Source organism: Williamsia phyllosphaerae, assembly GCF_014635305.1.
GTDB classification, from domain to species: domain Bacteria; phylum Actinomycetota; class Actinomycetes; order Mycobacteriales; family Mycobacteriaceae; genus Williamsia_A; species Williamsia_A phyllosphaerae.
In genome coordinates, this window is the sequence record NZ_BMCS01000003.1 from 626,666 (window position 1) to 650,223 (window position 23,558).

21 protein-coding genes and 1 pseudogene are annotated in these 23,558 nt (G+C 68.4%); 9 read left to right on the forward strand and 13 right to left on the reverse strand.

The annotated features are described in order from the left end of the window. Positions 1-143 precede the first annotated feature (143 nt). Together IEV93_RS21470 and IEV93_RS21475 are read left to right on the forward strand one after the other, a co-directional pair. Positions 144-4,277 carry a bifunctional nitrate reductase/sulfite reductase flavoprotein subunit alpha gene (locus IEV93_RS21470; protein WP_188492813.1) on the forward strand — a complete coding sequence of 1,378 codons (4,134 nt, stop codon included), beginning with the start codon at positions 144-146 and terminating at the stop codon, positions 4,275-4,277. A gap of 39 nt (positions 4,278-4,316) precedes the next feature. After that, positions 4,317-4,727 (forward strand): hypothetical protein, encoded by a 411-nt coding sequence (locus tag IEV93_RS21475; protein ID WP_188492815.1) that lies wholly within the window; start codon positions 4,317-4,319, stop codon positions 4,725-4,727. 4 nt (positions 4,728-4,731) lie between these two features. On the opposite strand, the gene IEV93_RS21480 is transcribed toward IEV93_RS21475, so the two are convergent. Both IEV93_RS21480 and IEV93_RS21485 read right to left on the reverse strand, forming a co-directional pair. Continuing rightward, entirely contained in the window at positions 4,732-5,211 is a 480-nt protein-coding gene (locus IEV93_RS21480; RefSeq protein WP_188492817.1) for a carboxymuconolactone decarboxylase family protein, read from the reverse strand. Beyond that, complete coding sequence (locus IEV93_RS21485) at positions 5,208-6,305, reverse strand: NAD(P)H-dependent amine dehydrogenase family protein (protein WP_188492819.1); 1,098 nt, start codon at positions 6,303-6,305, stop codon at positions 5,208-5,210. The genes IEV93_RS21480 and IEV93_RS21485 overlap by 4 nt, the downstream gene beginning before the upstream one ends. A 198-nt stretch (positions 6,306-6,503) precedes the next feature. On the opposite strand from IEV93_RS21485, the gene IEV93_RS21490 reads away from it, so the two are divergent. Both IEV93_RS21490 and IEV93_RS21495 read left to right on the forward strand, forming a co-directional pair. After that, positions 6,504-7,484 carry a sensor domain-containing diguanylate cyclase gene (locus tag IEV93_RS21490; protein ID WP_188492821.1) on the forward strand — a complete coding sequence of 327 codons (981 nt, stop codon included), beginning with the start codon at positions 6,504-6,506 and terminating at the stop codon, positions 7,482-7,484. Positions 7,485-7,583: 99 nt separating this feature from the next. Beyond that, the gene (locus tag IEV93_RS21495) at positions 7,584-8,087 is read left to right on the forward strand and encodes a hypothetical protein (protein ID WP_188492823.1); all 504 of its coding nucleotides are present in this window, start codon (positions 7,584-7,586) and stop codon (positions 8,085-8,087) included. Between the two features lie 24 nt (positions 8,088-8,111). Here the strand turns inward: IEV93_RS21495 and IEV93_RS21500 are convergent, their stop codons facing one another. From IEV93_RS21500 to IEV93_RS21515, 4 genes are all read right to left on the reverse strand, one after another. Continuing rightward, complete coding sequence (locus tag IEV93_RS21500; protein ID WP_188492825.1) at positions 8,112-8,891, reverse strand: GAF domain-containing protein; 780 nt, start codon at positions 8,889-8,891, stop codon at positions 8,112-8,114. A 28-nt stretch (positions 8,892-8,919) separates the two neighbouring features. Next, the gene (locus IEV93_RS21505; protein ID WP_188492827.1) at positions 8,920-9,663 is read right to left on the reverse strand and encodes a GAF and ANTAR domain-containing protein; all 744 of its coding nucleotides are present in this window, start codon (positions 9,661-9,663) and stop codon (positions 8,920-8,922) included. A 176-nt stretch (positions 9,664-9,839) separates the two neighbouring features. Next, on the reverse strand, positions 9,840-11,147 hold the full coding sequence (locus IEV93_RS21510) for a cytochrome P450 (protein WP_188493315.1): 1,308 nt from the start codon (positions 11,145-11,147) through the stop codon (positions 9,840-9,842). 52 nt (positions 11,148-11,199) lie between these two features. After that, positions 11,200-11,778: a TetR/AcrR family transcriptional regulator gene (locus IEV93_RS21515; protein ID WP_188492829.1), complete on the reverse strand. Its 579-nt coding sequence runs from the start codon at positions 11,776-11,778 to the stop codon at positions 11,200-11,202. A gap of 116 nt (positions 11,779-11,894) precedes the next feature. On the opposite strand from IEV93_RS21515, the gene IEV93_RS21520 reads away from it, so the two are divergent. Next, positions 11,895-12,938 carry an NAD(P)-dependent alcohol dehydrogenase gene (locus IEV93_RS21520; RefSeq protein ID WP_188492831.1) on the forward strand — a complete coding sequence of 348 codons (1,044 nt, stop codon included), beginning with the start codon at positions 11,895-11,897 and terminating at the stop codon, positions 12,936-12,938. Between the two features lie 39 nt (positions 12,939-12,977). Beyond that, positions 12,978-13,601, forward strand: coding sequence for a luciferase domain-containing protein (locus IEV93_RS21525; protein WP_188492833.1), 624 nt, complete (start codon positions 12,978-12,980; stop codon positions 13,599-13,601). Between the two features lie 11 nt (positions 13,602-13,612). Here IEV93_RS21525 and IEV93_RS22745 read toward each other — a convergent pair. From IEV93_RS22745 to IEV93_RS21540, 3 genes and pseudogenes are all read right to left on the reverse strand, one after another. Continuing rightward, positions 13,613-13,741 (reverse strand): annotated as a pseudogene (locus IEV93_RS22745) (fumarylacetoacetate hydrolase family protein); the annotation flags it as partial. Positions 13,742-13,796: 55 nt separating this feature from the next. Further along, a complete protein-coding gene (locus tag IEV93_RS21535) occupies positions 13,797-14,600 on the reverse strand; it encodes a fumarylacetoacetate hydrolase family protein (protein ID WP_188492835.1) in 804 nt (267 codons plus the stop codon). Between the two features lie 109 nt (positions 14,601-14,709). Then, entirely contained in the window at positions 14,710-15,585 is an 876-nt protein-coding gene (locus IEV93_RS21540) for an aldo/keto reductase family oxidoreductase (protein ID WP_188492837.1), read from the reverse strand. 159 nt (positions 15,586-15,744) lie between these two features. Between IEV93_RS21540 and IEV93_RS21545 the strand changes: the two genes are divergently transcribed. Further along, positions 15,745-16,626, forward strand: coding sequence for a DUF1295 domain-containing protein (locus IEV93_RS21545; protein WP_188492839.1), 882 nt, complete (start codon positions 15,745-15,747; stop codon positions 16,624-16,626). Beyond that, entirely contained in the window at positions 16,623-17,798 is a 1,176-nt protein-coding gene (locus IEV93_RS21550; protein ID WP_188492841.1) for an FAD-dependent oxidoreductase, read from the forward strand. Before IEV93_RS21545 ends, IEV93_RS21550 begins: the two co-directional genes overlap by 4 nt. Here the strand turns inward: IEV93_RS21550 and IEV93_RS21555 are convergent. Further along, complete coding sequence (locus IEV93_RS21555; RefSeq protein ID WP_229705384.1) at positions 17,761-18,246, reverse strand: polyketide cyclase; 486 nt, start codon at positions 18,244-18,246, stop codon at positions 17,761-17,763. The two genes, IEV93_RS21550 and IEV93_RS21555, sit on opposite strands and share 38 nt — an antisense overlap. Positions 18,247-18,410: 164 nt before the next feature. Between IEV93_RS21555 and IEV93_RS21560 the strand changes: the two genes are divergently transcribed. Next, the gene (locus IEV93_RS21560) at positions 18,411-19,910 is read left to right on the forward strand and encodes an FAD-binding oxidoreductase (protein WP_188492845.1); all 1,500 of its coding nucleotides are present in this window, start codon (positions 18,411-18,413) and stop codon (positions 19,908-19,910) included. On the opposite strand, the gene IEV93_RS21565 is transcribed toward IEV93_RS21560, so the two are convergent. The 3 genes from IEV93_RS21565 to IEV93_RS21575 all read right to left on the reverse strand — a co-directional run bounded on the left by IEV93_RS21565 (position 19,838) and on the right by IEV93_RS21575 (position 23,556). After that, complete coding sequence (locus IEV93_RS21565) at positions 19,838-21,301, reverse strand: condensation domain-containing protein (protein WP_188492847.1); 1,464 nt, start codon at positions 21,299-21,301, stop codon at positions 19,838-19,840. The genes IEV93_RS21560 and IEV93_RS21565 overlap by 73 nt on opposite strands. A 240-nt stretch (positions 21,302-21,541) precedes the next feature. Next, complete coding sequence (locus IEV93_RS21570; protein ID WP_188492849.1) at positions 21,542-23,239, reverse strand: alpha/beta hydrolase; 1,698 nt, start codon at positions 23,237-23,239, stop codon at positions 21,542-21,544. A gap of 11 nt (positions 23,240-23,250) precedes the next feature. After that, positions 23,251-23,556, reverse strand: coding sequence for a hypothetical protein (locus tag IEV93_RS21575; protein WP_188492851.1), 306 nt, complete (start codon positions 23,554-23,556; stop codon positions 23,251-23,253). Between the last annotated feature and the right edge of the window lie 2 nt (positions 23,557-23,558).

A 23,558-nucleotide genomic window follows, 5' to 3' on the forward strand; every position in this document is an offset into this window, starting at 1 on the left:
GTCGACGCCGTCGTCGCGTTCTCTCCGGTTCGAAGTGTCCCGACCGGGTCTCACGACGTGCGACACCCTTCGGTGAGCAGATCGTCACGTCGGACACACAGTCGTGTAATCGCACAGATCCGCGGGCCCGACACAGTGGGGCCATGGTCAGATCGGTGTGCGCGTACTGCGGCGTTGGCTGCGGCATGCTGCTGCAGATCGGGTCGGCGCCGTCCGGCGCGCCGAGCATCACCAGGACGGTCGGCGACCGGGATCACCCGAGCAACTTCGGCCGACTGTGCACCAAGGGCAGCACCACCGCGGACATGCTGGCGGCACCGGGCCGACTCGACTCGGCTCGCACCCGCACCGACCGCGCCGCGCCCCTCGAGCGGGCCGACACCGCCGCCACGATCCGCGCGACCGCCGGGCGTCTGCGCGCCATCATCGACGAACACGGTCCCGACGCCGTCGCGCTCTACGTCTCCGGTCAGATGTCGATGGAGGCGCAGTACCTGGCCAACAAACTCGCCAAGGGTTTCATCGGGACCAACCAGATCGAGTCGAACTCGCGACTGTGCATGGCGAGCGCGGGGACCGGTTACAAGCAATCGCTCGGGGCGGACGGGCCTCCCGGGTCCTACGAGGACTTCGACCAAGCCGACGTCTTCTTCGTGACCGGCGCCAACATGGCCGACTGTCATCCGATCCTGCATCTACGGATGCTCGACCGCGTGCGACAGGGCGCCAAGCTCATCGTCGTCGATCCCCGCCGCACCGCCACCGCCGACAAAGCGGACCTGTTCCTGCAGATCGCCCCCGGCACCGACCTGTGGCTGATGAACGGGATCCTGCATCTGCTCGTGGCGCACGATCACATCGACCGCGCATTCATCGGCGAGTTCACCGATGGTTGGGACGAGATGGCGGCGTTCCTCGACGACTACGGCCCGGCCGAGGTCAGCGCCGCGTGCGGGATCGCCGAAGCCGATCTACGCACTGCCGCGCGATGGATCGGCGAGGCCGACGACTGGATGAGCTGCTGGACGATGGGACTGAACCAGTCCACACACGGCACCTGGAACACCAACGCCCTGTGCAACCTGCATCTCGCCACCGGCGCGATCTGCCGCACCGGTAGCGGGCCGTTCTCGCTCACCGGGCAGCCGAACGCGATGGGTGGTCGCGAGATGGGATACATGGGCCCGGGACTGCCCGGGCAGCGCGCGGCCACCGTCGACGCCGATCGCGCCTTCGTCGAGCAGCAGTGGGGGGTGGCGCCGGGAACGATCCGCACCGAGGTCGGGGGCGGGACCATCGACATGTTCACCCGGATGGCCGACGGTCAGATCAGGGCGTGCTGGATCATCTGCACCAATCCCGTTGCCAGCGTTGCCAATCGCTCCACCGTCATCGCCGGCCTGGAACGGGCCGAGTTGGTGATCACCCAGGACGCGTTCACCGACACCGAGACAAATGCCTTCGCCGACGTCGTACTGCCCGCCGCGCTGTGGACCGAGTTCGACGGTGTGATGGTCAACTCGGAGCGCACGGTGACGTTGTGCCAACCGGCGGTCGACGCCCCCGGCGAAGCCCTGCCGGACTGGGAGATCATCGCCACGATGGCCCGCGAACTCGGGTACACCGACGCGTTCGACTACTCCTGCGCCGAGGAGATCTTCACCGAGATCACCGGGTTCGCCAATCCCCGCACCGGATACGATCTGCGCGGCATCACCTATGAACGGTTGCGGCAGAACGCGATCCAGTGGCCGTGCCCACCGGGTTCGGAGACCACCCGGCATCCGATCCGCTACCTCAACGACGGTGTGAGCCAGACCCTGAGGGTCGCCGACGACGGCACCACGCCGCGGTTGTCGTTCCCCACCCCGAGCGGACGCGCCCAGTTCCTCGCACGACCGGCCATGACCCCTGCCGAGATGCCCGACGACGACTTCCCGTTCGTGCTGAACACCGGCCGACTCCCGCACCAGTGGCACACGATGACCAAGACCGGGAAGGTCACGAAACTCAATCGACTCAACCCCGGGCCGTTCGTCGAGATGCACCCCGACGACGCCGCCGAACGCGGCATCGCGGCCGGCGATCCGGTGGAGGTCGCCTCTCGTCGGGGGCGCGCCGTGGTGCCCGCCCAGATCAGCGATCGCGTCCGACGCGGCAACTGCTTCGCCCCGTTCCACTGGAACGACGTGTTCGGTGCCGACCTCGCCATCAACGCCGTGACCTCCGACGCGATCGATCCGGACTCGCAACAGCCGGGGTTCAAGGCGTGTGCCGTGCGGTTGGTGCGCGCCGCGACCGCAGGCGTGGACTCCGACTCCGACATCCATTCCGGTGCACCGCCCGCTCGGACCGAGACGCCCGACCGGGTCGACGCACTCGCCGGCGCGTTGGGGGTGAGCACCGGGGCGGTGGAGCTGACCGCAACCGAACAGCACTGGGTCGCCGGGCTCGTCACCGGTCTGCGCGCAGCGGCTGCCGAGGGGATCACCGGCATCCCGACCGCGCCCACCTCCGCACCCCTGCGCCCCGAGGCGCGCGCCTGGGTCGACGGGGTCCTCGCCGGGATGTTCGCACGTGCCGACCTCGCCCGTGTCGACGGTGCCGCGCCCGCCATCGGAGACGAGTCAGACACCCCCACCCGCACCGCGGTGGTCCTGTGCGCGTCGCAGACCGGCACCGCGGAGGAGTTCGCCGAGGCAGCCGCCGACCGTCTCCGGACCACCGGCGTCGGGGTGTCGATGCACACGATGGACGAGTTCCCGGTGGCCGAGCTCGCCGAACACGATGCCGCACTTCTGATCACGAGTACCACCGGCGACGGCGACGCCCCCGACAACGGCGGCGGGTTCTGGGAACAGGTCAGCTCATCGGACGCCCCACCCCTGACCGGCGTGCGGTTCTCGGTGTTGGCGTTCGGCGACTCGAACTACGCCGACTTCTGCGGACACGGCCGCAAGCTCGACGAGCGCATGGCCGAACTCGGCGCCGACCGCATCATCGAGCGCGCAGATTGCGAGCCGGACTACGAGGAGACCGCGAACGCCTGGCTCGACTCGGTGAGCGCGCATCTCGGTGACGGCCCGGTCGGCACGCCGGCCGACCGCCCCGTCGGGGCCACCACCCGGCTCGTCGACCGCGCGTCGGCTGCCACCGTCGAGTACGGGAAGAAGACCCCGCTTATCACGTCACTCGTGCGCAACACGCCGCTCAACGCGGCGGGATCGAGCAAGGACGTCCGACAGTTCGGCTTCCACCTGCCGGAGAACACCCTGACCTACTCGGCCGGCGACGCGTTGGGGGTGTGGCCCCGCAACAGCCCGCACCTGGTCGACGAATGGCTCGACGTCACACGTCTCGACGGCGACACCGTCGTCGAGATCGGCGACGGGGGCGCTCGTCCTCTACGTCAGGCGCTGCGTGACGACCTCGAGATCGCCCGGATCACGCCGGACCTGCTGCGGTTCGTCGTCAAGCGCACCGCCGACGTCGATCTCGAGGCGATGATGCTGCCGGAGAACCGCGAGACCCTCGCCGACTGGACCTGGGGACGACAGTCGGTGGACCTGCTCGGGATGCACCCGGTCCACGCCTCGGTCGACGAGTGGCTCCGTGTGCTCAAGCCGATGCAACCCCGGCTCTACTCCATCTCGTCGAGTCCGCGGTGCAGCCCCGACGAGGTTCAGCTGACGGTGGCCGCAGTGCGATACAACGTGCACGGCGTCGCCCGACGAGGAGTGTGCTCGACCTACCTCGCCGATCACGCCGACGGCGACGACATCGGAATCTTCGTGCAGCCCTCGTCGCATTTCCGTCCGCCCGCGGATCCGGAGACGCCGATGATCATGGTCGGGCCCGGGACGGGCGTCGCACCGTTCCGGGCGTTCCTGCAGGAAAGACGAGCGCTGAGCCACACGGGCCCGAACTGGTTGTTCTTCGGTGAGCAACACGTCACCAGCGACTTCTACTACCGGGACGAACTCGAGGACCTGCTCGACGAGGGTCACCTGTCGCGACTGGACGTGGCGTTTTCGCGCGACCGGTCCGAGAAGGTCTACGTGCAGGATCGGATGCGCGAGCACGGCGCCGAACTGTGGGACTGGCTCAACCGCGGGGCGTCGTTCTACGTGTGCGGGGACGCCACGCGAATGGCCAAGGATGTCGACGCGGCCCTCAAGGGAGTCGTCGCACAGTTCGGCAGACTCGCCCCGAGCAGTGCCGACGCTTACGTCAAGGCGCTCGCAGCCGACAAGCGGTATCTGCGCGACGTCTACTGAACGGTCCGTTGCGGTCGCTGCGACGGCTAGCCTGGACCGGTGACAGTGATGAGCACCGTGTTCTTTGCTGTCGGCGACTCGATTGTGGTCGCCGGATGGATCTGGTCGCTGATGCGGGCCTGGCGAGCCGGACACGATCCGGACCTGGAACTGGCCATCGAGGCGGCTCGGCACGACCCGAAGGAATCGACGGCTCAGTTGCGTCGTGACGCCGTCGACTGGAAACACCGTCTGGAGAACCGGGCGTCGTACCCGGCCTTCGCCTCGGCCGTCGTCAGCGGCATCACGCTGGGGTTCAGTGGCAACGCGGTCGGCCGCGGTACCGGATACACCGACACCTGGATCATCAGCGCCGCTCTGTTGATCGCATCTCTTGCGGTCGCCTTCTCGGCGCGATTGATCACGGCCAAACGCATCCAGCGGCGCCTGCCCGAGCTACTTGGTCGATAAGTGTCTAGTGCGTCGGCAGCACGCACGCGGTGTCGAGGCCCAGGACCCGGTTGAGTCGACCGAACGCGAGCCAGGAACCCAGGCACATGCTCAACTCGACGATCTCGTTCTGGGAGTAGTGCGTCTTCATCCGCGCCCAGAAGTCGTCGTCGATGCCGTGATGGTCGGTCGCGTATCGCTCGGCGTACTCCGCGGCCAGACGCGTGCGGGCGTCGAAGGCGTCGGTGGTCCGCCACTGCGCCACCGACTCGTCGAAGCCCACCTCGACCGTGCGCCCGTCCCGGTCGGTGCGCCAGTCCTGACAGAAGACGCATCCGTTGATCTGTGCGATGCGCAGTCGCGCGGCCTCGAACTCGCGGAGCCCCAGGGTCGTGTCGGAGTAGACCTTCAACGACAGGGTCGCCGCGGCCGGCCCGATGCCGGGCACCATCTCGCCCCAGACGTAGGTGATGGGGTCCTTGCCCTCGGGTACGTCCACGATCATGCCGGTGCCTTCCGTGAGAGTTTTCCCACCGCCGGGGACAGCGGGATGTCGAGGGCGTCGTAGAGACCCGGTGGTGCATCGCGCAACCACGGCAGCGCGTTGACCAGACGTCCGACCGCGGTCGCGTTCCCACCGGCCGCACGGTTGCCGTCCTCGTCGGTCGCCTCCACGGTGATCGCGATCCGCGGACGGCCCTCGACGATGACGATGTGCGCACCGTCGCCGCCGTCCGGGGGAGTGGGCCAGTCCGGCGCGCACGAGGGGTGGATGCGGGTGACGTGTTCGATGACGATCAACGGTTCGCCGTCGACGATCCCCTGCACCTCGAAACGCAACGCGCCCTGCGTTCCCCGCTCGAAGGTGCCCATCCGGACCGTCTCGATGGTGTCGTCGAGGGCACGGCGATCGAGGGTCTCGCGGATCTCGTCGATCTCCACACCGAGCGCCCGGGCGATCAGACGGATCTGACCGCCCCACACCATGGTCGGGACCGTGGCCGCCACCATCGGCGGGTCATAGTCCATCGGCTGCCCCATGCCGATGAGGTACCGGACCGAGTCCGGCTGGTCATAGGTCGTGTAGTCGAAGATCTCCTGGCAGCGGACCTCGTCGACAGCCGAGGCGAGACCCGTCGCGAGGACGGGCAGGATGTCGTTTCCCCATCCGGGATCGACGCCGGAGACAAAGAGGCTGCCGCCTCCCGCGGTGATCGCCGCGTCGACCGGTCCGCGGATCTCCGGCGGCGCAGACGCCGGATCGTAGAGGGCGTAGAGCGACGGGGTGACCACGATCAGGCCGCGCGCCAGCGCGCCGACGATGTCGGCGAGGGCGTCGTCGGGACGGATGTCGCCGGACGCCGCGTAGACCACCGCGGTGGCGGTCGCGAGCGTGGCGTCGACCTCATCGGTGGCGATCACTCCCAGCGACCGTCCGAGATCCGCCAGGTCGCCGGCATCGCGTCCGACCTTCGCTGCGCTGTGCACGATCACGCCGACCAGCTCGAGATCGGGATGCGCCTCGACCGCGCGTATCGAGGCTCGCCCCACGTTCCCCGTACCCCAGACCACGGTCGGGATCGTCGGCTTCGTACTCATGTCCGAACTGTATAGAACACGTTCTAGTTTTGGGTATGATCGGTCGATTCCAGCCGGTCAGCCGAGCGTCTCGACGCCGACACACGGTGTGACGGATCACATGGCCGGACGGTAACGGCAATTCACGGATCAGCGATATCAAATCGAACCACCCGGCCCGACCCTGGCGCGGGAACCCAGCGACGGGAGAGGACGCCGATGACCGACGTCCAGACCGCGCCCCCACGCTTCGACGAGGCCTCCGCCGACGTCCTCACCTACCTCCGTCAGGCAATCCCCATCGGGACCTGGACGGTCACCCGGTTCGACGGCGAGCGTCAGATCTACCTGTCGGTGGACGACACCGACCTGGGCCTGTCCTCGGGCGACTCGGTGGCATGGTCGGACTCGATGTGCCAGTACTCGGTGACCCGCACCCGGCCGACCTTCGTCGACAACCCGCACGCCGTCGCCCGGTACGCCGCGATCATCGAGAAGTCCGGACTCGACGTGGAGTCCTACGTCGGTTACCCGCTGACGACCTCCGACGGGAAGCTGTTCGGCACGCTGTGCGGATTCGGTCGTCACCGTCTTCCCGAGACCGCGGAGAGCAACGAGGACCTGATCGTGTTGCTCGCCTCGCTGCTCGCGCGCATCCTCGAGGCCGATCTCCAGGCCACCGCAGTCGCCCGGGCGTTGGAGGCCGCTCGACGCAACGCCGACACCGACGCGTTGACCGGTCTCGTCAGTCGCAGCGGGTGGCAACGCCTCCTCGAGGACGAGGAGGCGCGGTTCCGTCGGTTCGGCGATCCCGGCGCGGTCGTGATCATCGACCTCGACGACCTCAAGGAGGTCAACGATCTGCAGGGCCATCACGCCGGAGACGACCACCTGCGATCGATCGCCACGATCCTGACCGACGTGGTCGTCGAACCCGGGATCATCGCCCGGATCGGCGGCGACGAGTTCGCGATCCTGCTCACCGACGCCACCGCGACGATCGTCGACGACGTGGTGGCGCGTCTCCGGCGGGCGATCACGACACGTCACGTGTCCGCGTCGATGGGATTCGGCCTCTACTCGATCACCGAGGGACTCGACGGCGCCTGGCGTGCGGCCGACGCCGCCATGTACATCGACAAGATGTCCAAGCGGCCGTTCCGGGAGAACACCGGAGACCGCGCCGCCGTCGTCGACTGAAGGGTCATCGCGGGTGACCCGTTTGTGTTTCGCGTCCGGACTTCGACACAGTTGTGCCGTGAGAACAGAACCGACACCTTGCACCGGAGGCGCACACGCATGGGGACACTGATCATCGTGGTGACCGCCGTACTCGCCGTCTTCGTTCTCCTCGGCGGCGCGTGGTTCGCGATCGATTCGACGATGCGTGTCCGGCGGTTCGCCCGATCGACCGACCTGGTCCCCGGGCGCCCTGGACGAGCGCCTGCGGAGTGGACGACCTCGGATTCTCCCGAGGCCGTCGCGCACCGCCGGATCCGCTATGCGATCGCCACCGTGCACGAGAACCCGACCCTGACGTCCACACCGTCGGTGACCGCTGCCCTCACACGACTCGACGACGAGGTGTTCGCCCTCGACGACCGCCTGATCGCCGCCGCGCACCCGGAGAACGCAGATGCGCTGCGACGCATCGGTTTCGCCGTCGACGAGCTCGAGTCATTGGCCGGCCGGCTGGCCTATGCCTCGCCGCAGGCGGCCGAGCCCGTCATCGATGCGGCGATCGCGTACCTCCGCGACCCCGTGGAGCGGCCGGACGTCGACGCCGACAGCGACAACGACTGACCGGGACGGTGCGTCCGGACGAGATCAGCTGGTGAAGTACCGCGGCGGATCCGGCACGGCCGGCGGGATCAACGTGCCGCCCGCGGTCGGGTCCCCGGGCGCCGAGTCGTGACCGGCCACGATCGCCGTCGCGTGTTCGGTGGTCGTCACATCGTGGGCTCGGGCCAGACGGGTCAGTTCCTGCCGCGCGGCGTCGGGGTCGATGCCGCGCGCCGCGGCGATGATGCCGATCGCGAAGGCCATCGACGCGCTACCCTCCAACACCCGACCGACCGCGGTCGATGCGTGGTCGCGGCGCTCACGAGCGGTGCCCACCGTGAGCGCGAGAGCGGTCAGATCGGCGAGCAACTGTCCGAGTCCGTTGGGACGCCCGACACCCCACGGCTCCGAGGTGTGGATCACGACCGATCCGAGGACGACCGACAGCGCGTTGATCGGATAGGCGCGAACCGATCGCATCCCCAGCAGCGCGGCGCGTTCCCGGTAGGCCGGCCACCGGGTGTCGTCGGCGATCTCGGCCATCATCGTCGTCGCCCCACCCAGGGCGCTCTCCAGTCCCGGGCCGGTCGAGTTCAGCATCTGGTCGGCCTCCCGCCGATCGGCCACGGACTCGGCCACGATGTGTGCGGCGCGCGACGGCGCGCCGAGGACGTACGGGTCGACCAGGACCACCGTGGCGGAATACGCCGTCAAGCCCTCGCGGGCGTACCGAGCCACCGTCTGCATCACCACCGGCAGATCGAAATCGCCGGTCAGCGTGCTCGCCAGGTCGGCGATCGCCACCCGCGACTGTTCGTCGGTCACCGTGGCCGCCCGCGCACGTCGTCGGATCTCATCGGATCTCCTCGGTGCCGTCGAACGTGCCGCGCGTGTCGAGTCTGCGGGCGACGATGTCGTCGGCGACGTCCTTGATCGAACGACCGGTCTGGAACGCGTGCGCGCGCAGACGCGCCATGGCCTCGATGGTGGGAACATGTAGCTGCACGGCGACCATCCCCGAGGCCAGATAGACCTGGGCCCGCGAATTCGCCCCCTGCGCAACGACTTCGTCGGCAGCGAGCCATTCGGCCACGCGGGCGGCGTCGCTACCGGGACCGAGGTGGGCGATGACGGCGTCCCAGTTCTGCGCGATGGTCGTCGCCACGGTCTGAGCGCACAGTGCCGCCACGCGTGATTCGTCCTCGGCCAGTGGGCCCGCGGACCGTCGGTACAGTTCGAGCACACCCAGGGGCCGTGTGCCCGCGTTGACGGCGAAGGCGAAGACCGCCCGCACACCGACCGCGCGCGCCTCGGCGGTGAACATCGGCCACCGTCGACTCGCGACGTCGGCACCCATGTCGGGGACGAGCTGCGGACTGCCCGCCGGGGAGAAGACATCCAGACACGGCCCCTCGCCGAGGGTGAACTGCAGCTCGTCGAGGTGATACGACATCGCGTCGGTGGCACGGACCAGATCGCGGACCCCGGTCGACTCGGTGAGCAGGGCTATCGCCGCGCCGTCGACGCCGGTCAGACGCGCCGCTGTCCGGCTGAGATCTCCCAGACCCGAGAACAGGCTCCGGTCGGCCGTCGGCATCGGGCCAGGAGTTCCGGAACCGGCGTCATCGGGTTCGCGGCGATCGAACTGATGCGGGCGATCGACCATGCGAGCCCCCGACATCGTCGTCATACTCGCGAAACCCGCACGATCCGGCGGGATCGGGTCAGCCTAACACCGGCGCCGGTCGGTATCGGTCGAGACGAGAGTCCGGCTCAGGCGCGGCTGGTGTGTTGCCGGGCACCGAGTTCGACGGGCAGGTGCGCCCACCCGTTGAGCACCCGTGTGTCGCGCTTGGTACCGACACCGGCGGGGCGCAGGTCCGGGAAGCGATCGAACAGCGAGCGCAGTCCCACCTCGGTCTCGGCCCTGGCCAGTGCGGCCCCGAGGCAGAAGTGCCGACCACCCGAGAAGGACAGGTGCTTACCGGCGTTCACGCGTGTCACGTCGAACCGGTCGGGGTCGTCGAACACCTTCGGATCGCGGTTCGCGCCGGCGAGCACGAGGATCGCGAGATCACCCTGATCCATCCGGACACCGGCGACCTCGACCGGGGACTTGGCGACACGGGCGGTCATCTGCACGGGCGCCTCGAGACGCAACATCTCGTCGACGGCGTTGGGCCACAGGGACGGATCCTCGTGCAGGGCGTCGAGCTGGTCCGGGTTGCGCAGGAGGAGGTCGATACCGCTGCCGAGGATGTTGACCGTGGTCTCGAACCCCGCTGCGAGCACGAGTCCGGCGACTCCGAGCAGTTCGGTGTCGGTCAACGACACCCCGTCGTCGGAAGCCCGGATCAGTTGGCTGAACAGGTCGTCGCCGGGAGAGCGGCGCAGCGCGGCCAGATGATCGGACAGCCAGGCGTTGAATCCGACGAGCCCGGTCTCCACCTCGGAGAACTGCGTCCACGTCAGACCGATGTCGAGGCTGGGCGCGGCGAGTTCGCCGAACTCCAGGACACGCATCCGATCGGCATCGGGGACGCCGAGGATGTCGCTGATGACGGCGACCGGCAGCAGAGCGCAGTACCGCTCGACGATGTCGACGGGCGCGGTGGTCTCGGCGAGGTCGTCGAGCAGGGCGTCGGCGGTCTCCTGGACACCCGCCCGCATCGCCTCGACGGCCCGGGCGGTGAACACCGACGACACCAGCCGGCGGTACCGCGTGTGATCCGGCGGCTCGACGGCGAGCAACGACGGGGGCCGCAGCGGGTGCAGAGCGTCTGACCGGGTGTGTTTTTCGATCCATCTCAGGGGCGCGGGCAGCCGGGACCCGAGGATGATGGTGCGGAAGTCGTCGGAGCGCAGTGTCTCGAACACGACGGAGTGATCGACGGTGATGGCGGCCAGCGCGGTCTCGACGAGCGGTCCCTTGGCACGGATCTCGGCGTAGACCCCCGACGCATCGGCACGTGTCGCCGGATCGGCGATCAGCTTGGCCTGTGGATCACCGGCCGCGGCTGCCCGTTTGGCGAGAAAGCGGATGAACCCGTGCATGGCGACCCACCTGGCCGCCGATCGCATCGACATCGTGCCCATGATTCGCGATCGGGTGGCGCAGCGCAATGATCGGAGTTCAGTACACCTGCACGCAGAAGGCTCGCGAGACCGCGGTCGCCAGTGCCGTCCGGCGCCGACGGTGCAGGGCGGGATCCTCGGACTCGGTGGCGGTGTGCACGATCGCCGACTGAGCCCAGGTCGCGGCCATCGCGATCAGCATCGACCACAGGTCTGCCGGGTCGATGTCGTCGACCACCACCCGCCGGCGCTGCGCATCGGCGATGTCGGCGAGGACGTCGACATCATGGTCGGGTACGTCGGCGAACAGCGCCCCGTGCGGGGTCCGCTCCAGTCGCGCCCAGGTCAACAGTCGGACCAGGTGAGGGTCGCCGAGATACATGTCGTAGTAGCGCGCCGCGTATCCGGGGAGATCATCGGCGTCGAACGGAGTCCTCCCGACATCCGACTCGACGCTCGACGTGAAGACCACGTCGAACAGCTCGTCCTTGTTGCCGAAGTAGCTGTAGATGAGCGACTTGTTGGCCTGCGCGCGTGCGGCGATCCGATCCACCCGCGCACCGGCGATGCCGTGGTCGGCGAACTCGACGGTTGCTGCGGCGAGGATGCGCTCGCGAGTGGCTGCGGAATCTCCCATGCCGGGGATTCTAGCCGTATCCAACCGGTTGGTTGCGTAACACCCGATTCCGGTCTAGCGTAATTCCAACCAGTTGGTTGGGAAATTCTCAGACCGTCACGATCCGAGGAGAATGCGTGCGTTCCACGACCGGATACCGAGCCACCGCGCCGGATCAACCGTTGCGCCGATGGGATTTCGAGCGTCGCGACCTTCGACCCGACGACGTCGCGGTGCGGGTGACCCACTGCGGTGTCTGCCACACCGATCTGCACGCCCGACTCGCGGTCACCGCGGGGGACGAGGCGAGCGCCGTCGTTCCCGGCCATGAATTCGTCGGAACGGTCAGCGAGGTGGGGACGGCGGTGACCGACTTCTCGGTCGGTGACGCAGTCGCGGTCGGCAACATCGTCGACTCCTGCGACGTGTGCGACATGTGTCGGGCCGGGCAGGAGAACTTCTGCCGGGAGTTCCCCACCCTCACCTACGGGGGCACCGACCGCCAGGACGGGTCGACGACCCGAGGTGCTTTTGCCGAGGAATACGTCGTACGGGACCGTTTCGTCTATCGCCGACCGGCAAATCTCGATCCCGCAGCGGTCGCACCGCTGATGTGTGCGGGCATCACCGTGTGGGAGCCGATGCGCCGGTGGAACGTCGGCCCCGGCGTACGCGTGGGGGTGGCAGGCATCGGCGGGCTGGGGCATCTGGCCGTGAAGTTCGCGCATGCACTCGGCGCGTCGGTCACCGTGTTCACCACCTCGGCCACCAAGGTCGCCGAGGCGTCGGCTCTGGGAGCGGACGCGGTGGTCGTCTCGACCGACGACTCCGCGATGGCTGCTCAGGTCGGTGCACTGGACCTGATCGTCGACTGTGTCCCGGTCGAACACGACCTCGCGCCGTACCTGCGGTGTCTGGCCCTGGACGGGACGCTGTGCTCACTGGGCCACCTCGGTCCGGCGTCGGTGGACGTCGTGGACCTGTTGATCGGGCGGAAGAGTCTGAGTTCGGCGGGAAGCGGAGGTCGGCGACACACCCAGGACATGTTGGATTTCTGTGGTGAGCACGGCATCACCGCCGACGTCGAGACCCTGCCGTCGGCACAGGTCGACACCGCGCTCGATCGATTGTCGCGCAACGACGTACGGTACAGGTTCGTGTTGGACATGTCCGACCTCTAGATCAGCGGACCGGGGTCTGACGCACAGCGGAGGCACACCATGACGGCGGTACTCGAGGACTATCGACGATGGCGGGCCCTCGGGGAGGGCGGCCTACCGGCGAATCCGGTCGGCTGGTTGGTGGCCAGGATGTTGCGGCCGTGGGGACGGGACACGATCGCCGTCGACGCGCCGACCGACGCCTCCCCACGCGACTTCACGCTGCCTCAGCGCAGCGGGGATCGGCCGACGATCGCACCGTATCCGATCCCGCATCGAGAGCTGCACGACGTCACCACGCCCGACCGGATTCGGGCCCTGGCCGAGCACGTGGCCGCGTTCGCCGCAGGCGACCGTAGTCCGATGATCAACGCCACGAGCAGGTTCGAGCGACATGGCGATGCGTTGTTCGTGCGCGACGCCACCACGGCCGCCCCCTGGATCGCGCAGTCGCGGGGTGAGGTCGCCCATGTCCACGGCACTCAGGGGTCGCTGCACGTCGTGGCCGATCCAGCGGACGTTTCCGAGATCATCACGCGCGGGTGGGGAGAACGACACCCGCTGGCCGGGCGCCCGATCATCGGGCTGCCTGATTCCTACCTGTTCCTCTACGCGCCCCGGGACGAGAGCGATCTCGAACAACTGGAACGGATCATCGACCGGGTGGTCGCGACCGCGCGGTGACGCCGGTCGGCTCACCCTCTCTCCGGGGCCCCGACCGTGTTCGTGACCGAACCGATGCCCTCGATGTCGAGGGTCACCGCGTTGCCGGGCCGTATCCACCGGTCGAGTTCGAGTCCGCATCCGGACGGGAGGGTTCCGGACGCGAGAAGCTCACCGGCGTAGAGGTTCTCGCCCTTGCTCGCGTAGGCAACGGTCTCACCGGGGGGAGTAGCGGAGTCCCGCGGTGCTCGTCGTCGACCAGGTCTCGTCGTCGACGACCACCGAGGCGGTCAACGCATCGATCCGGGGCAGGATCTCGTCGGCGGTGACGACCACCGAGCCCATCGAGCTGGCGAAGGTCTTGGTCTTGACCACCGGTCCGAAGGATCCGTTGCGCTGTTCGTCCCACTGGACGTCGCGGGCGCTGACGTCGTTGAAGACGACGAACCCGCCGATGGCGTCGGCTCCCTGGACTTCGGTCGCGTTGCGCACCGGACGGTCCACGATCATGGCGAACTCGAGTTCGAAGTCGAGCGCATCGGTGTAGGAGGGCCACGGCAACGAGGCGCCGTCGGCGACGATGCTCAGATGATTGCCGGTGTAGTAGAGCGGATGTCGGCCGAAGGATGCGCCGGGCCGAAGGGCGGGGAAATCCCGTCGGGTGAGCGTCTCGTAGGCGCGGATGGCGGGCATCGCGACTGGCAGATTGCGTTTCACGAGTTGGTGGGCGGCCTGACTCCAGTGTTGCTCCCAACCGAGGAAGCACCGTAGCGAGAGGGGCTGGTACGGCAACGACCCCGCAGGGTCGTCGACGATGCCGACCCCCTCGGCGATCGCGACGTCCATCAGGCGCATCGCCATGTCGCGCCCGCGCTCGCGGGACGCGAGGAAGGTGAGCAGATCGGTGGTCGACCGACCGCGGACGTCCGGCTCGAAAGCCGCCGCGGCGACATCGATGTCGATCCACGCACCGGAGCTCTCGTGTCGGGTCGCGAGAACGTCGGTGGTTCCAGTGGACACGCGCCTGATCTTCATGGATCCCCCGATGACATGCGAACGCAGACGGACAGTCGGCGAATTGCAGACGAATCTACATCGTCTGTCGGCGCACCGTCTCCGCCGCGACGGTTCAGTTCGGTGCGGCGATGCCGTCCAGTACGGCGATCTCATCCTCCGGCAGGACGAGCCCGGCGTTGGCGATGTTGTCACGCAGATGAGCCACCGACGAGGTACCGGGGATCAGCAGGATGTTGGGCGAGCGTTGCAGCAACCAGGACAGGGCGACCGCCATCGGCGTCGTGTCGAGCCGGCGCGCGACACCCGCGAGTTCCTCGGACTGCAGCGGCGAGAACCCACCGAGCGGGAAATACGGAACGTAGGCGATGCCCTGCGCGGCAAGCGAATCCACCAGTTCGTCGTCGACGCGATGCGCGATGTTGTAGAAGTTCTGCACGCAGACGACCGGGGCGATCGACTGTGCCTCGGCGACCTGCTCCGCGTTGACCGTACTGACGCCCAGATGCTTGATCAGGCCTTCCTGCTGAAGCTCGGCGAGCACCGTGAACGGTTCGGCGATGGAACCGGCCGCAGGACTGTCGAAGTCGCCGACGCGCAGGTTGACGACATCGATCGCGTCGAGACCGAGACGTTCGAGGTTGTCGTGCACGGCTTTGCGCAGTTGATCCGGTTCGCGTGCCGGCGGCCACCCACCCTTGTCGTCACGCAGTGATCCGACCTTGGTCACCAGGTGCAGCTCGTCGGGGTACGGGCGCAACGCCTCGGCGATGATCTCGTTGGTGACGTGGGGACCGTAGAAGTCACTCGTGTCGATGTGGTTGATCCCCGCTGCGATGACCTCCTGGAGGACCTCGATCGCGGCGGCCCGATCGGCCGGGGGGCCGAACACGTGCGGCCCGGCCAACTGCATCGCGCCGTAGCCCATCCGTGTGACCGTGAGGTCGGGTGCCATCGTGAAGGTTCCACCGGGAAGTGTCGTCGTTGCCATGACCTCAGCCTCCACCATTTCCGGCCGGCGTGACAGGACCCGCCGGTCCAAGGATGGGCGGGGCATGGGTCTGTCGGGTGTGGGTGTCGGGATCGGTGGTGGCTGCACAACCACCGTTCGGCGACGCCGCACCGTGGCGAACTGGCACCATCGGGACCTGTGAGCAGAACCGCCTCGTTCGTCCGCGTCGGTGTGGCCTACGTGATCGCCATCGCCGTGGCCGCGGCGTGGCTGGTGGTCGGCCCCACCACCGACCTCCTGTGGCTCGACGCCCTCATCGCCGACGTCCTGGGCACGTTGGTGATCTTCGTGTTCAGCCGCGTCCACCACAATTCGAGTTTCTACGACGCCTACTGGAGTGTCGTCCCACCGCTGCTGTTGATCTACTGGTGGGCCGAAGGCGGGCTCGGCATCGACTCGCCGAGAGCGTGGCTGGTGTTCGCCGTGGTGCTCCTGTGGGCGGTCCGCCTCACCGCGAACTGGGCCAACGGCTTCCCGGGTCTGCACCACGAGGACTGGCGATACGGGCTGCTGCGCGGGAACGCCGGCCGTTGGGAGTTCGTCACCGACCTGGTCGCGATCCATCTCATCCCCACGGGCCAGGTCTTTCTCGGCATGCTGCCCGTCTACGTCGCCGTGACGCACACCGGTGACGACCTGCTCTGGCTCACCGCGATCGCGACCGTTCTCGGTGTCGCGGCAGTCGTCCTCGAGTTCGTCGCCGACCGACAGATGCTGCTCTTCGTTCGCACCCGCACCCCCGGGCAGGTGATGAACCGCGGCCTCTGGAGTTGGTCTCGCCACCCCAACTACTTCGGCGAGTTCGGATTCTGGTTCGCGCTGGCGCTCTTCGGGGTCGCGGCCGCACCCGCCGACGCGTGGTGGTTGTTCATCGGCGCGCTCGCGATGTTGGCGATGTTCCTCGGTGCGAGCATCCCCATGATGGAGACGCGCAGCCTCGAGCGCAGGCCGGAGTACGGCGAGGTCACCGCCCACGTGTCGCGGTTCGTTCCCCGTCCACCACGTCGGGTGTCGGTGTGAATCGCCCCCGGGTGCTCGTCGCCGGTCTCGGCGACACCGGTGTACTGACCGCGATCCACCTCGCGCGGCATGTCGACGTCGTCGGCATCTCGGCGAAGCCGGCGCTGGTCAGCGGACAGGAGCTCGGCCGCAGGCTGGCCCACCCCGATGACTGGGCGCGCGACTACCGGATCGGGTTCGATCGGTTCCGCGGTCTCGATCGCATCCGGACCGTGCACGGGTCGATGACCGGTGTGGATCTGGATGAGCGAGCGGTCAGTGTTGTGCTCGCCGACGGGTCATCGGGTATCGAGCCCTACGACGCACTGGTCATCTCGACGGGGGTCACCAACGGCTTCTGGCGCCGACCGACCCTTCAGTCGACCGCCGAGGTGGACAGCGGTCTCCGGGCCGCACACGACCGGCTGGCGTCCGCCGGATCGGTGGCCGTTCTCGGCGGGGGCGCGGCGGCGGTCAGCACTGCGGCCAACCTCGCCGCGGCGGAGCCGGGTCGCACGATCGACCTCTACTACCCGGGTGAGCGCGCGCTCCCCGCGCACCACCGACGGACCTGGTCGAGGGTCGAACGACGCCTGCGCAGCCTCGGGGTCGGCCTCCACCCCGGGCATCGGGCGGTCGTACCGGAGGGCTTCTCCTGTGACCGCATCACCGACTCCGCCGTCGAATGGAGCACGGGGCAGTCGCCGGCGCATGCGGACGCGGTCGTCTGGGCCATCGGCCGGGTGCGCCCGAACACCGAATGGCTGCCCGCGGAGCTGCTCGACGACGACGGGTTCGTCCGGGTCGGCCCCGATCTGTCGGTGCCGGATCGTCCCGGGGTCTTCGCCGTGGGCGACGTCGCCGCCACCGACCCACTGCGCGGGTCGGCGCGCAACCGGGCCGATCGCCTGCTCGCGCGCAACGTGCGGGCCCACCTCGCAGGTCGCCCGCTCCGTCGCTACCGCCCCCGGAGCCGGAGGTGGGGTTCGGTCCTCGGGGCACAGGCCGACGGACTCGAGGTGTTCACGCCGTCGGGCCACGGCGTCCGGTTCCCGCTGTGGTCGGTCGAGCGCATCCTGCAGCCCTGGATAGTGCAACGCGCGATCTACGGAGGCGTTCGGCGGCCCTCGGCGGCCCTCGTCACGGACCCGCAGGTCAGCGACCGCGCGCGCCCCGCTCGGCGAGACGCTTGAAGTTCAGCAGTTGCCTCCGGGCCATCACTAGATCGCCGATGCTGATCACGGGGCGCGTGACACCACCCCCGGACATCACGACCTTCAGCAGCAACCGGGTGGTGTGTTCGTCCACGGCCACCAGGTCGTAGGACATGACCGCCCCGAGGATCCGGCCGGTCAGACTCGTCCCCGGCGTGACGGCGAGGATTGTTCCGCACGGACGCGTCGCGGCCCTCGTGAAATGTTCTCCGACAACCGGTTCCGGCATCGACACCAGGTCCCGCGGCGATGTGCGACCCAGGTTGTCGATCCAGTCGTACGAGTACGGAGCGAGCCGGATCTGGGACACCCACGGCCACAACCGCGTCCGCGCGACGTCCACCGTGACACCGCGCCACGCCTGCAGCGCCGGCGCCGTGACGATGTCGTCACACGGGTAGTGCCGGGCGACCTCCTCGTCGCTCACGTTCCAGCGGTCGCCGATCACGGGGAGCCCCGGTGCATCTCGTGCGACATCGACGAAGCATACGACGCCCCTCTCGGCGTGGCCGCCGGATCATCGCTCTCGATGCGCGGGGACCCCACTGCGGCGATAATCAGGCGAGTTCGTGTGGGTGAGGAGGCATCAGGGTGGGAGACGACCTCGGGACGGACGGTGTTCGGCTGCCGCGGCGGACCTTTCTGCGGTACGCCGTCGGTGCCGGCGCCGCGGCGGGCGCGACCGCGGCGATCACGCCGGCGAACGCAGCCCCGGCCGGCCCCGACTGGGCAGCACTACGCACCCGACAGGACTCGGTCGTCACCGCGTCCGACGGGGCACGATTCTCCGAGGCCACCGCCGTCTTCAACACCCGATACGACTCGACCGTCCCCGCCGCCGTCGTGCGACCGCGCACGACCGGTGAGGTCGCCCGCGCAGTGTCCTTCGCGTCCCGACGGCGGATACCGGTCTCGGCTCGCGGCGGCGGACACTCCTACATCGGCGCGTCGGCGGCCGACGGTGCACTCGTCATCGACATGCGATCGTTGTCGTCGCCCATCGCCTACGACGAGACCACGCAGACGGTCTCCGTGACCCCGGCCACGACACTGTTCGATCTGCAGACGTTCCTGCACCGGTCCGGGCGGGCACTGCCGGTGGGCACGTGCCCGACGGTGGGGATCGGCGGCCTGACACTGGGCGGCGGAATCGGTGTCGACACCCGCGAACACGGTGTGACCTGCGACCGGCTCGTCGCCGCCACCGTCGTCCTCCCCGATGGCCGGATCGTGTCGGTGTCGCGGCAACGTCACGCGGACCTGCTGTGGGCGTTGCGCGGTGGCGGAGGCGGGTCGGTCGGGCTGGTCACCTCGATGACCTTCCGTACCCACGCGGCGACCGGGAAGGATCTCGTTCTGCTCGGGTTCGCCGAGGAGGAAACGGCCGATGTCATCGCCGCGTGGGCGTCATGGCTGCCCACGGTGGAGCCCACGGCCTGGGTGGGCGTGAACGTCGAGTCCGATCGTGCCGGTGGTCTCCGATGTGGCGTTCTGATCGCCGCCCCGACGGGGGCAGGCCCCGACCTCGCGGCGCGGTTCGCCGCCGCGGTCGGTGTCACGCCGATCTCCACCGCGGCGGAGACCCTGGACGCCGACGGGGTGTTGCTGCGACTGGCCGGCGGCAGCCCGACGACGCCCCGCCACGGGTTCACCGCGGGTTCTGACGTCGTGGCCACCATCCCCGCTGCCACAGCGCGTGCGATTGTCGCGGTTGTGCGGTCCCGATCAGCTTCGGGCGCAGCTGGTTCGGTGATCATCGACCCCATCGACGGCGCCGTGGGATCGGTCCGACCGGGCGCCTCGGCGTTCCCGTGGCGTCGTCACCTCGCAATCGTGCAGTGGTTCGTCGACGTCGCTCCGGGTGGGTCCTATGAGTCCGCGACCTCATGGATCGCCGACGCGCACGAGGCGGTGCGACCGGCCTCGGCCGGCGCGTACGTCAACTACGTCGAGCCAGGAGATGAGCCGAGTCGCTACTTCGGGGCCAACCTCCCACGTCTGCGAGCGACGCGCGCCTTCTACGACCCGACCAGGGTGGTGCGATCCTCCACCGAGGCAGGGACGGTGTCGGCCTCGCCGCCGGGCGCGTAGTCGCCGGTGGCGGCGACGGAGGAGAAGATCTGCAGGATCTTGTCGACGTAGCGACCGATCGACTCGTCGGCCTCCACCGTGCCGGGATACATGAGGGTCATCACCGTGTACTCGGGGAAGCGATTGATCCACAGGAACACTTCTTCGGAGCTGCCGCGGTTGCCGAACACGCCGCCGTTGATGTGATCGAACATCTGGGCACCGGGCAGCTTGCGGACGTCGATGTAACTCACCATCGGGACGACCCACCCCTTCCCGACCTGCACCGGCGAATCGGCCGGGATCAGTTCGACGATCCGATGCAGTGACACCTCCGAGAGCGCCTTGCCGCGTTCGTAGGACGACTGCGTGTCGGCGACCACGCTGGTGAACGTCGAGTCGTCGGTGATGTCGACGGGTACCGGGATGAGGTTGGTGAACCACCCCACCGCGTTGAACTCCGCGGGGGAGGTCCTGGTGCTCTTCGGCGTCATACCGAAGTACGAGTCCGAGCCGGTGAACTCGTGGGCCGCCAGGCCGGCGACGGCCAGGACCGCCGAGTTGAATCCGGCACCCAGACCCCGACAGACGTCCTCGATCCGCTGTGCGGATTCCTCGTCCATGATCCGCACCGTGCGCAGGGCGCTGCGCGTGTATCCCTCGCTGTCCACCCCGAGATCCAGGGGAAAGGTCGGCAGGCGTCCGCCGTTCTGCGCGAGCAGTTCGATCCACTGGCTGACCTGGGGGTCGTCGACGGTCAATGCCTCCGTACCCGCCCGCTCCCGTCGGCAGTAGTCGACGTAGCTGCCCGCCTGCTGAAGCCCGTGCGGGTTGCCGCTCACGTGTGAGCCGTACAGAGCGATCAGATCGACGCACGCCAGGGCCTGTGAGATCCCGTCGGAATTCAGATGGTCGACGGCGAAGTAGACCGTGAAGTTCCCTTCGCGCTCGATGGTCCCGAAGGTCAGGCAGTCCCAGTGGAACGGTCCCGGCGTCTTGGCCTGGACATGGTCCCGGATGGATCCGCTGTCGCCGAAGTGTCCGTACCGGGTCGGGGTGAAGTCCACGACGTCGGCGTCGACGACATGGCGGGCGATCCGCTCGTCCGGTTCCACCGAGAACCAACTGAGGAAGGTGTCGTGCCTACCGACGAACTCGTTGATCGTGCGGGTCATGGCATCGACGTCGAGGGGCCCCTCCAGGTCGAACGAGATCAGGCACAGACGCGAGAACCGGAACCCCGCGTCCTCGTTGCGCCGTGCCGCGCGGAGATACTCCTCCTGCTGGTGCGACGGGGGAGCCGGGTGCACGGGGGCCTTGCTTGCCGTGGCGGTCGAGGCGGCGGACGCCGACCAGGTGGTGACGTGACCTGCGCTGGGAGCCCATTCGTCGATGAGGCCGAAATTGATCATTGCGTGACGGTTCCTTCGGATCGCACGAGGCAGAGCTTCGTGAAATGCGCTGTGTCGCACGACAAGACGAACATCCGACGGTGATCGTGCCCGCGCATCACTGATGAGACCCCTGGATGGTATCGCGCAGGGCAGATGCGGCCACCGCGATCAGCGTTGTGACAGTTCTCAGTCCGATCACTGCGAGCCTGGGACTTGTCCGAACCGGTTCTCTCACCAGCGGATACATCGGATCGCCGATCAGCGCAGACCATCACCGCGATCGACGATGATCATCCCCATCCCGGTCAACGACCGGTTCATCCGCCCGTCGGAGTCGATGTCCCAGTACTCACTGTGCGCCGAGCCCGAGAGGGATGAACCGGGATCGGAGGCGAAGACACGGCCCCCGAAATCGGTGTCGGCCGGACTCCTACCGTGGATGCCCTCGGTGATGCCGATGGGATCGCGCGCCGCGGTCGTCGCGTAGACGTGGTCGTCCATGTCCTCGGGTGCGATGCCGGTGAGCCTCAGCTCCGCCGGGGAATCCGGGCCGCCGACGCCGGGGCTGCCGACGAAGACCAGGTCGTCGGCGTCGAGAGCACGCCCCTGCGAGGCCGCCTCGCCGACGACCACCGTGCCGTAGCTGTGTCCGATCACCGTGTTGTGGGAGGGCTCGTCGCCTTCGTGAGTGGCGCGGAGCCCGGACGCGAACGTCTCGAGTGGACCCGCCGCGTGCGCCGCCGATGCAGGTCCCGCTGCCGACGCGAGGCCGGTGGGGGCGTCGTAGGCGTACCAGGCGATCACCGACGTCGCGGTCGTCGGATCAGCCCGCTCGGCCGCGGTCACCATCGCCGCTGCTCGATCTAATCCTCCCCGCACGTTGCCCGCGCCGGAACCCGTACCCGGGACGAAGGTGGCCACGTTGCGCGCGGTGTCGGGGTTGTTGACACCGATGGCCACCCGACCGCGTCCGTCGAGGTGCAGCAGCAGTCGGGGAGTCGACACGGTCGGGTCCTCGAGCGTCTCTTCTATCCCGTTCAGCGCGAGCTGCATTCGGATGACGTCGCCATACTCCCGCCGACGTCTTGTCTCGGTGACGTAGCCGCCGGGCCCCGGGGAGCGAGGGATCTGTCCGTCGACGATGTGCGGATGCGCCCGGAGGTATCGGGCGACCTTTCTGCTCTCCTCGCGCTGCAACTCGACCAGATGGCGTCGGTTGAAGTGATCGCGGTCGGCGGCCGGTATCCCGTCACGGTTGCCGATGGACCGATCGGAGTTCCACAGTTCGGCCTTCTCCACGGCGCTGAGCGTGTCCCAGAACCGGTTGAGTTCGAACGGATCACGGGGGAGCGCGGATCGTCGATCGACGATACGACGCACCTCGGGACGGATGGCGACCGGATGGGTCGCTCGCATCGACGCCTCCGCCAGCGTCTCGATCGCTCCCTTCAGGTGGGCTGCAAGGTCGGCGTCGGCGACACCGACCTCTGCGAGCACCGACGTCAAACGGCGCTGGTGCTCCGACGTCGACCGGGACGCGTCGGCGGTGACACTTGCGTCGGCCGGGATGCTCCCGCCTGGGACGGGCGGCGGATGGACCACACCGTCGTCACCGATGAGATATCCGAGCGACCGGATCGATTCCGCGGTGTCGCGGGCGGATTGGCACGCCCGGGTGAATGCCGGCCCGAGCCGGTTGATGCCGTCGGCGATGTCGAGGATCGCGATACCGAGTCGGTTCCCGAACCGGCGCTCCGAGGCCGTCGCCATCGCCGACGCGTCGGCCGAGTCGCCGCGCCACCACTCGCGAACTGCTTCGACATCCCTGGCGAGGACGTTCATCTCGTGATCGAAATCGTCGACGGCGCGATCAATCCCGACAGCCGCGACCGACAGCGACCCGCTGCCCTCGGCCCATTGACAGACCTGCGGCAGGGTCGGTGTCGGTGTCGTCACGGCGAGACCCCTCAGGCGGCGTCGGTCAGGGCACGGATGAGTGACGAATGATCGGCGTCGACGGCCCCCAGGATGTCGGCGGCTCGCCGGTTGGTCTCGGCGAGGGACTCGACCCGTGCGGCGACCACCGCGATCGCCGACTCCACCGCCGTACCCGCACGACCGCACAGCACTGCCGTCTGCGACCCGGCCAGGGCCCGATGGGCCTCGCGCAGAACGGATTGCAGATCGATGTCGCGAAGCGTTGTCGCCGAGCGGCGCTGCTTCTCGGCAAGTGATCGCAGCGAATCGAGGTCGGCCGAGAGGATGTGGTCCATGC

What these genes read in the sequence shown, in the direction of transcription:
- IEV93_RS21485 (WP_188492819.1), bottom strand. Translation starts at nt 6,305, where the DNA reads ATGAGTACGAAGCCGACGATCCCGACCGTGGTCTGGGGTACGGGGAAC.
- IEV93_RS21510 (WP_188493315.1), bottom strand. Translation starts at nt 11,147, where the DNA reads ATGCGATCGGCGGCCAGGTGGGTCGCCATGCACGGGTTCATCCGCTTT.
- IEV93_RS21565 (WP_188492847.1), bottom strand. Translation starts at nt 21,301, where the DNA reads ATGATCAATTTCGGCCTCATCGACGAATGGGCTCCCAGCGCAGGTCAC.
- IEV93_RS21515 (WP_188492829.1), bottom strand. Translation starts at nt 11,778, where the DNA reads ATGGGAGATTCCGCAGCCACTCGCGAGCGCATCCTCGCCGCAGCAACC.
- IEV93_RS21480 (WP_188492817.1), bottom strand. Translation starts at nt 5,211, where the DNA reads ATGATCGTGGACGTACCCGAGGGCAAGGACCCCATCACCTACGTCTGG.
- IEV93_RS21540 (WP_188492837.1), bottom strand. Translation starts at nt 15,585, where the DNA reads ATGGCAACGACGACACTTCCCGGTGGAACCTTCACGATGGCACCCGAC.
- IEV93_RS21575 (WP_188492851.1), bottom strand. Translation starts at nt 23,556, where the DNA reads ATGGACCACATCCTCTCGGCCGACCTCGATTCGCTGCGATCACTTGCC.
- IEV93_RS21505 (WP_188492827.1), bottom strand. Translation starts at nt 9,663, where the DNA reads ATGCCGACGGCCGACCGGAGCCTGTTCTCGGGTCTGGGAGATCTCAGC.
- IEV93_RS21490 (WP_188492821.1), top strand. Translation starts at nt 6,504, where the DNA reads ATGACCGACGTCCAGACCGCGCCCCCACGCTTCGACGAGGCCTCCGCC.
- IEV93_RS21470 (WP_188492813.1), top strand. Translation starts at nt 144, where the DNA reads ATGGTCAGATCGGTGTGCGCGTACTGCGGCGTTGGCTGCGGCATGCTG.
- IEV93_RS21525 (WP_188492833.1), top strand. Translation starts at nt 12,978, where the DNA reads ATGACGGCGGTACTCGAGGACTATCGACGATGGCGGGCCCTCGGGGAG.
- IEV93_RS21495 (WP_188492823.1), top strand. Translation starts at nt 7,584, where the DNA reads ATGGGGACACTGATCATCGTGGTGACCGCCGTACTCGCCGTCTTCGTT.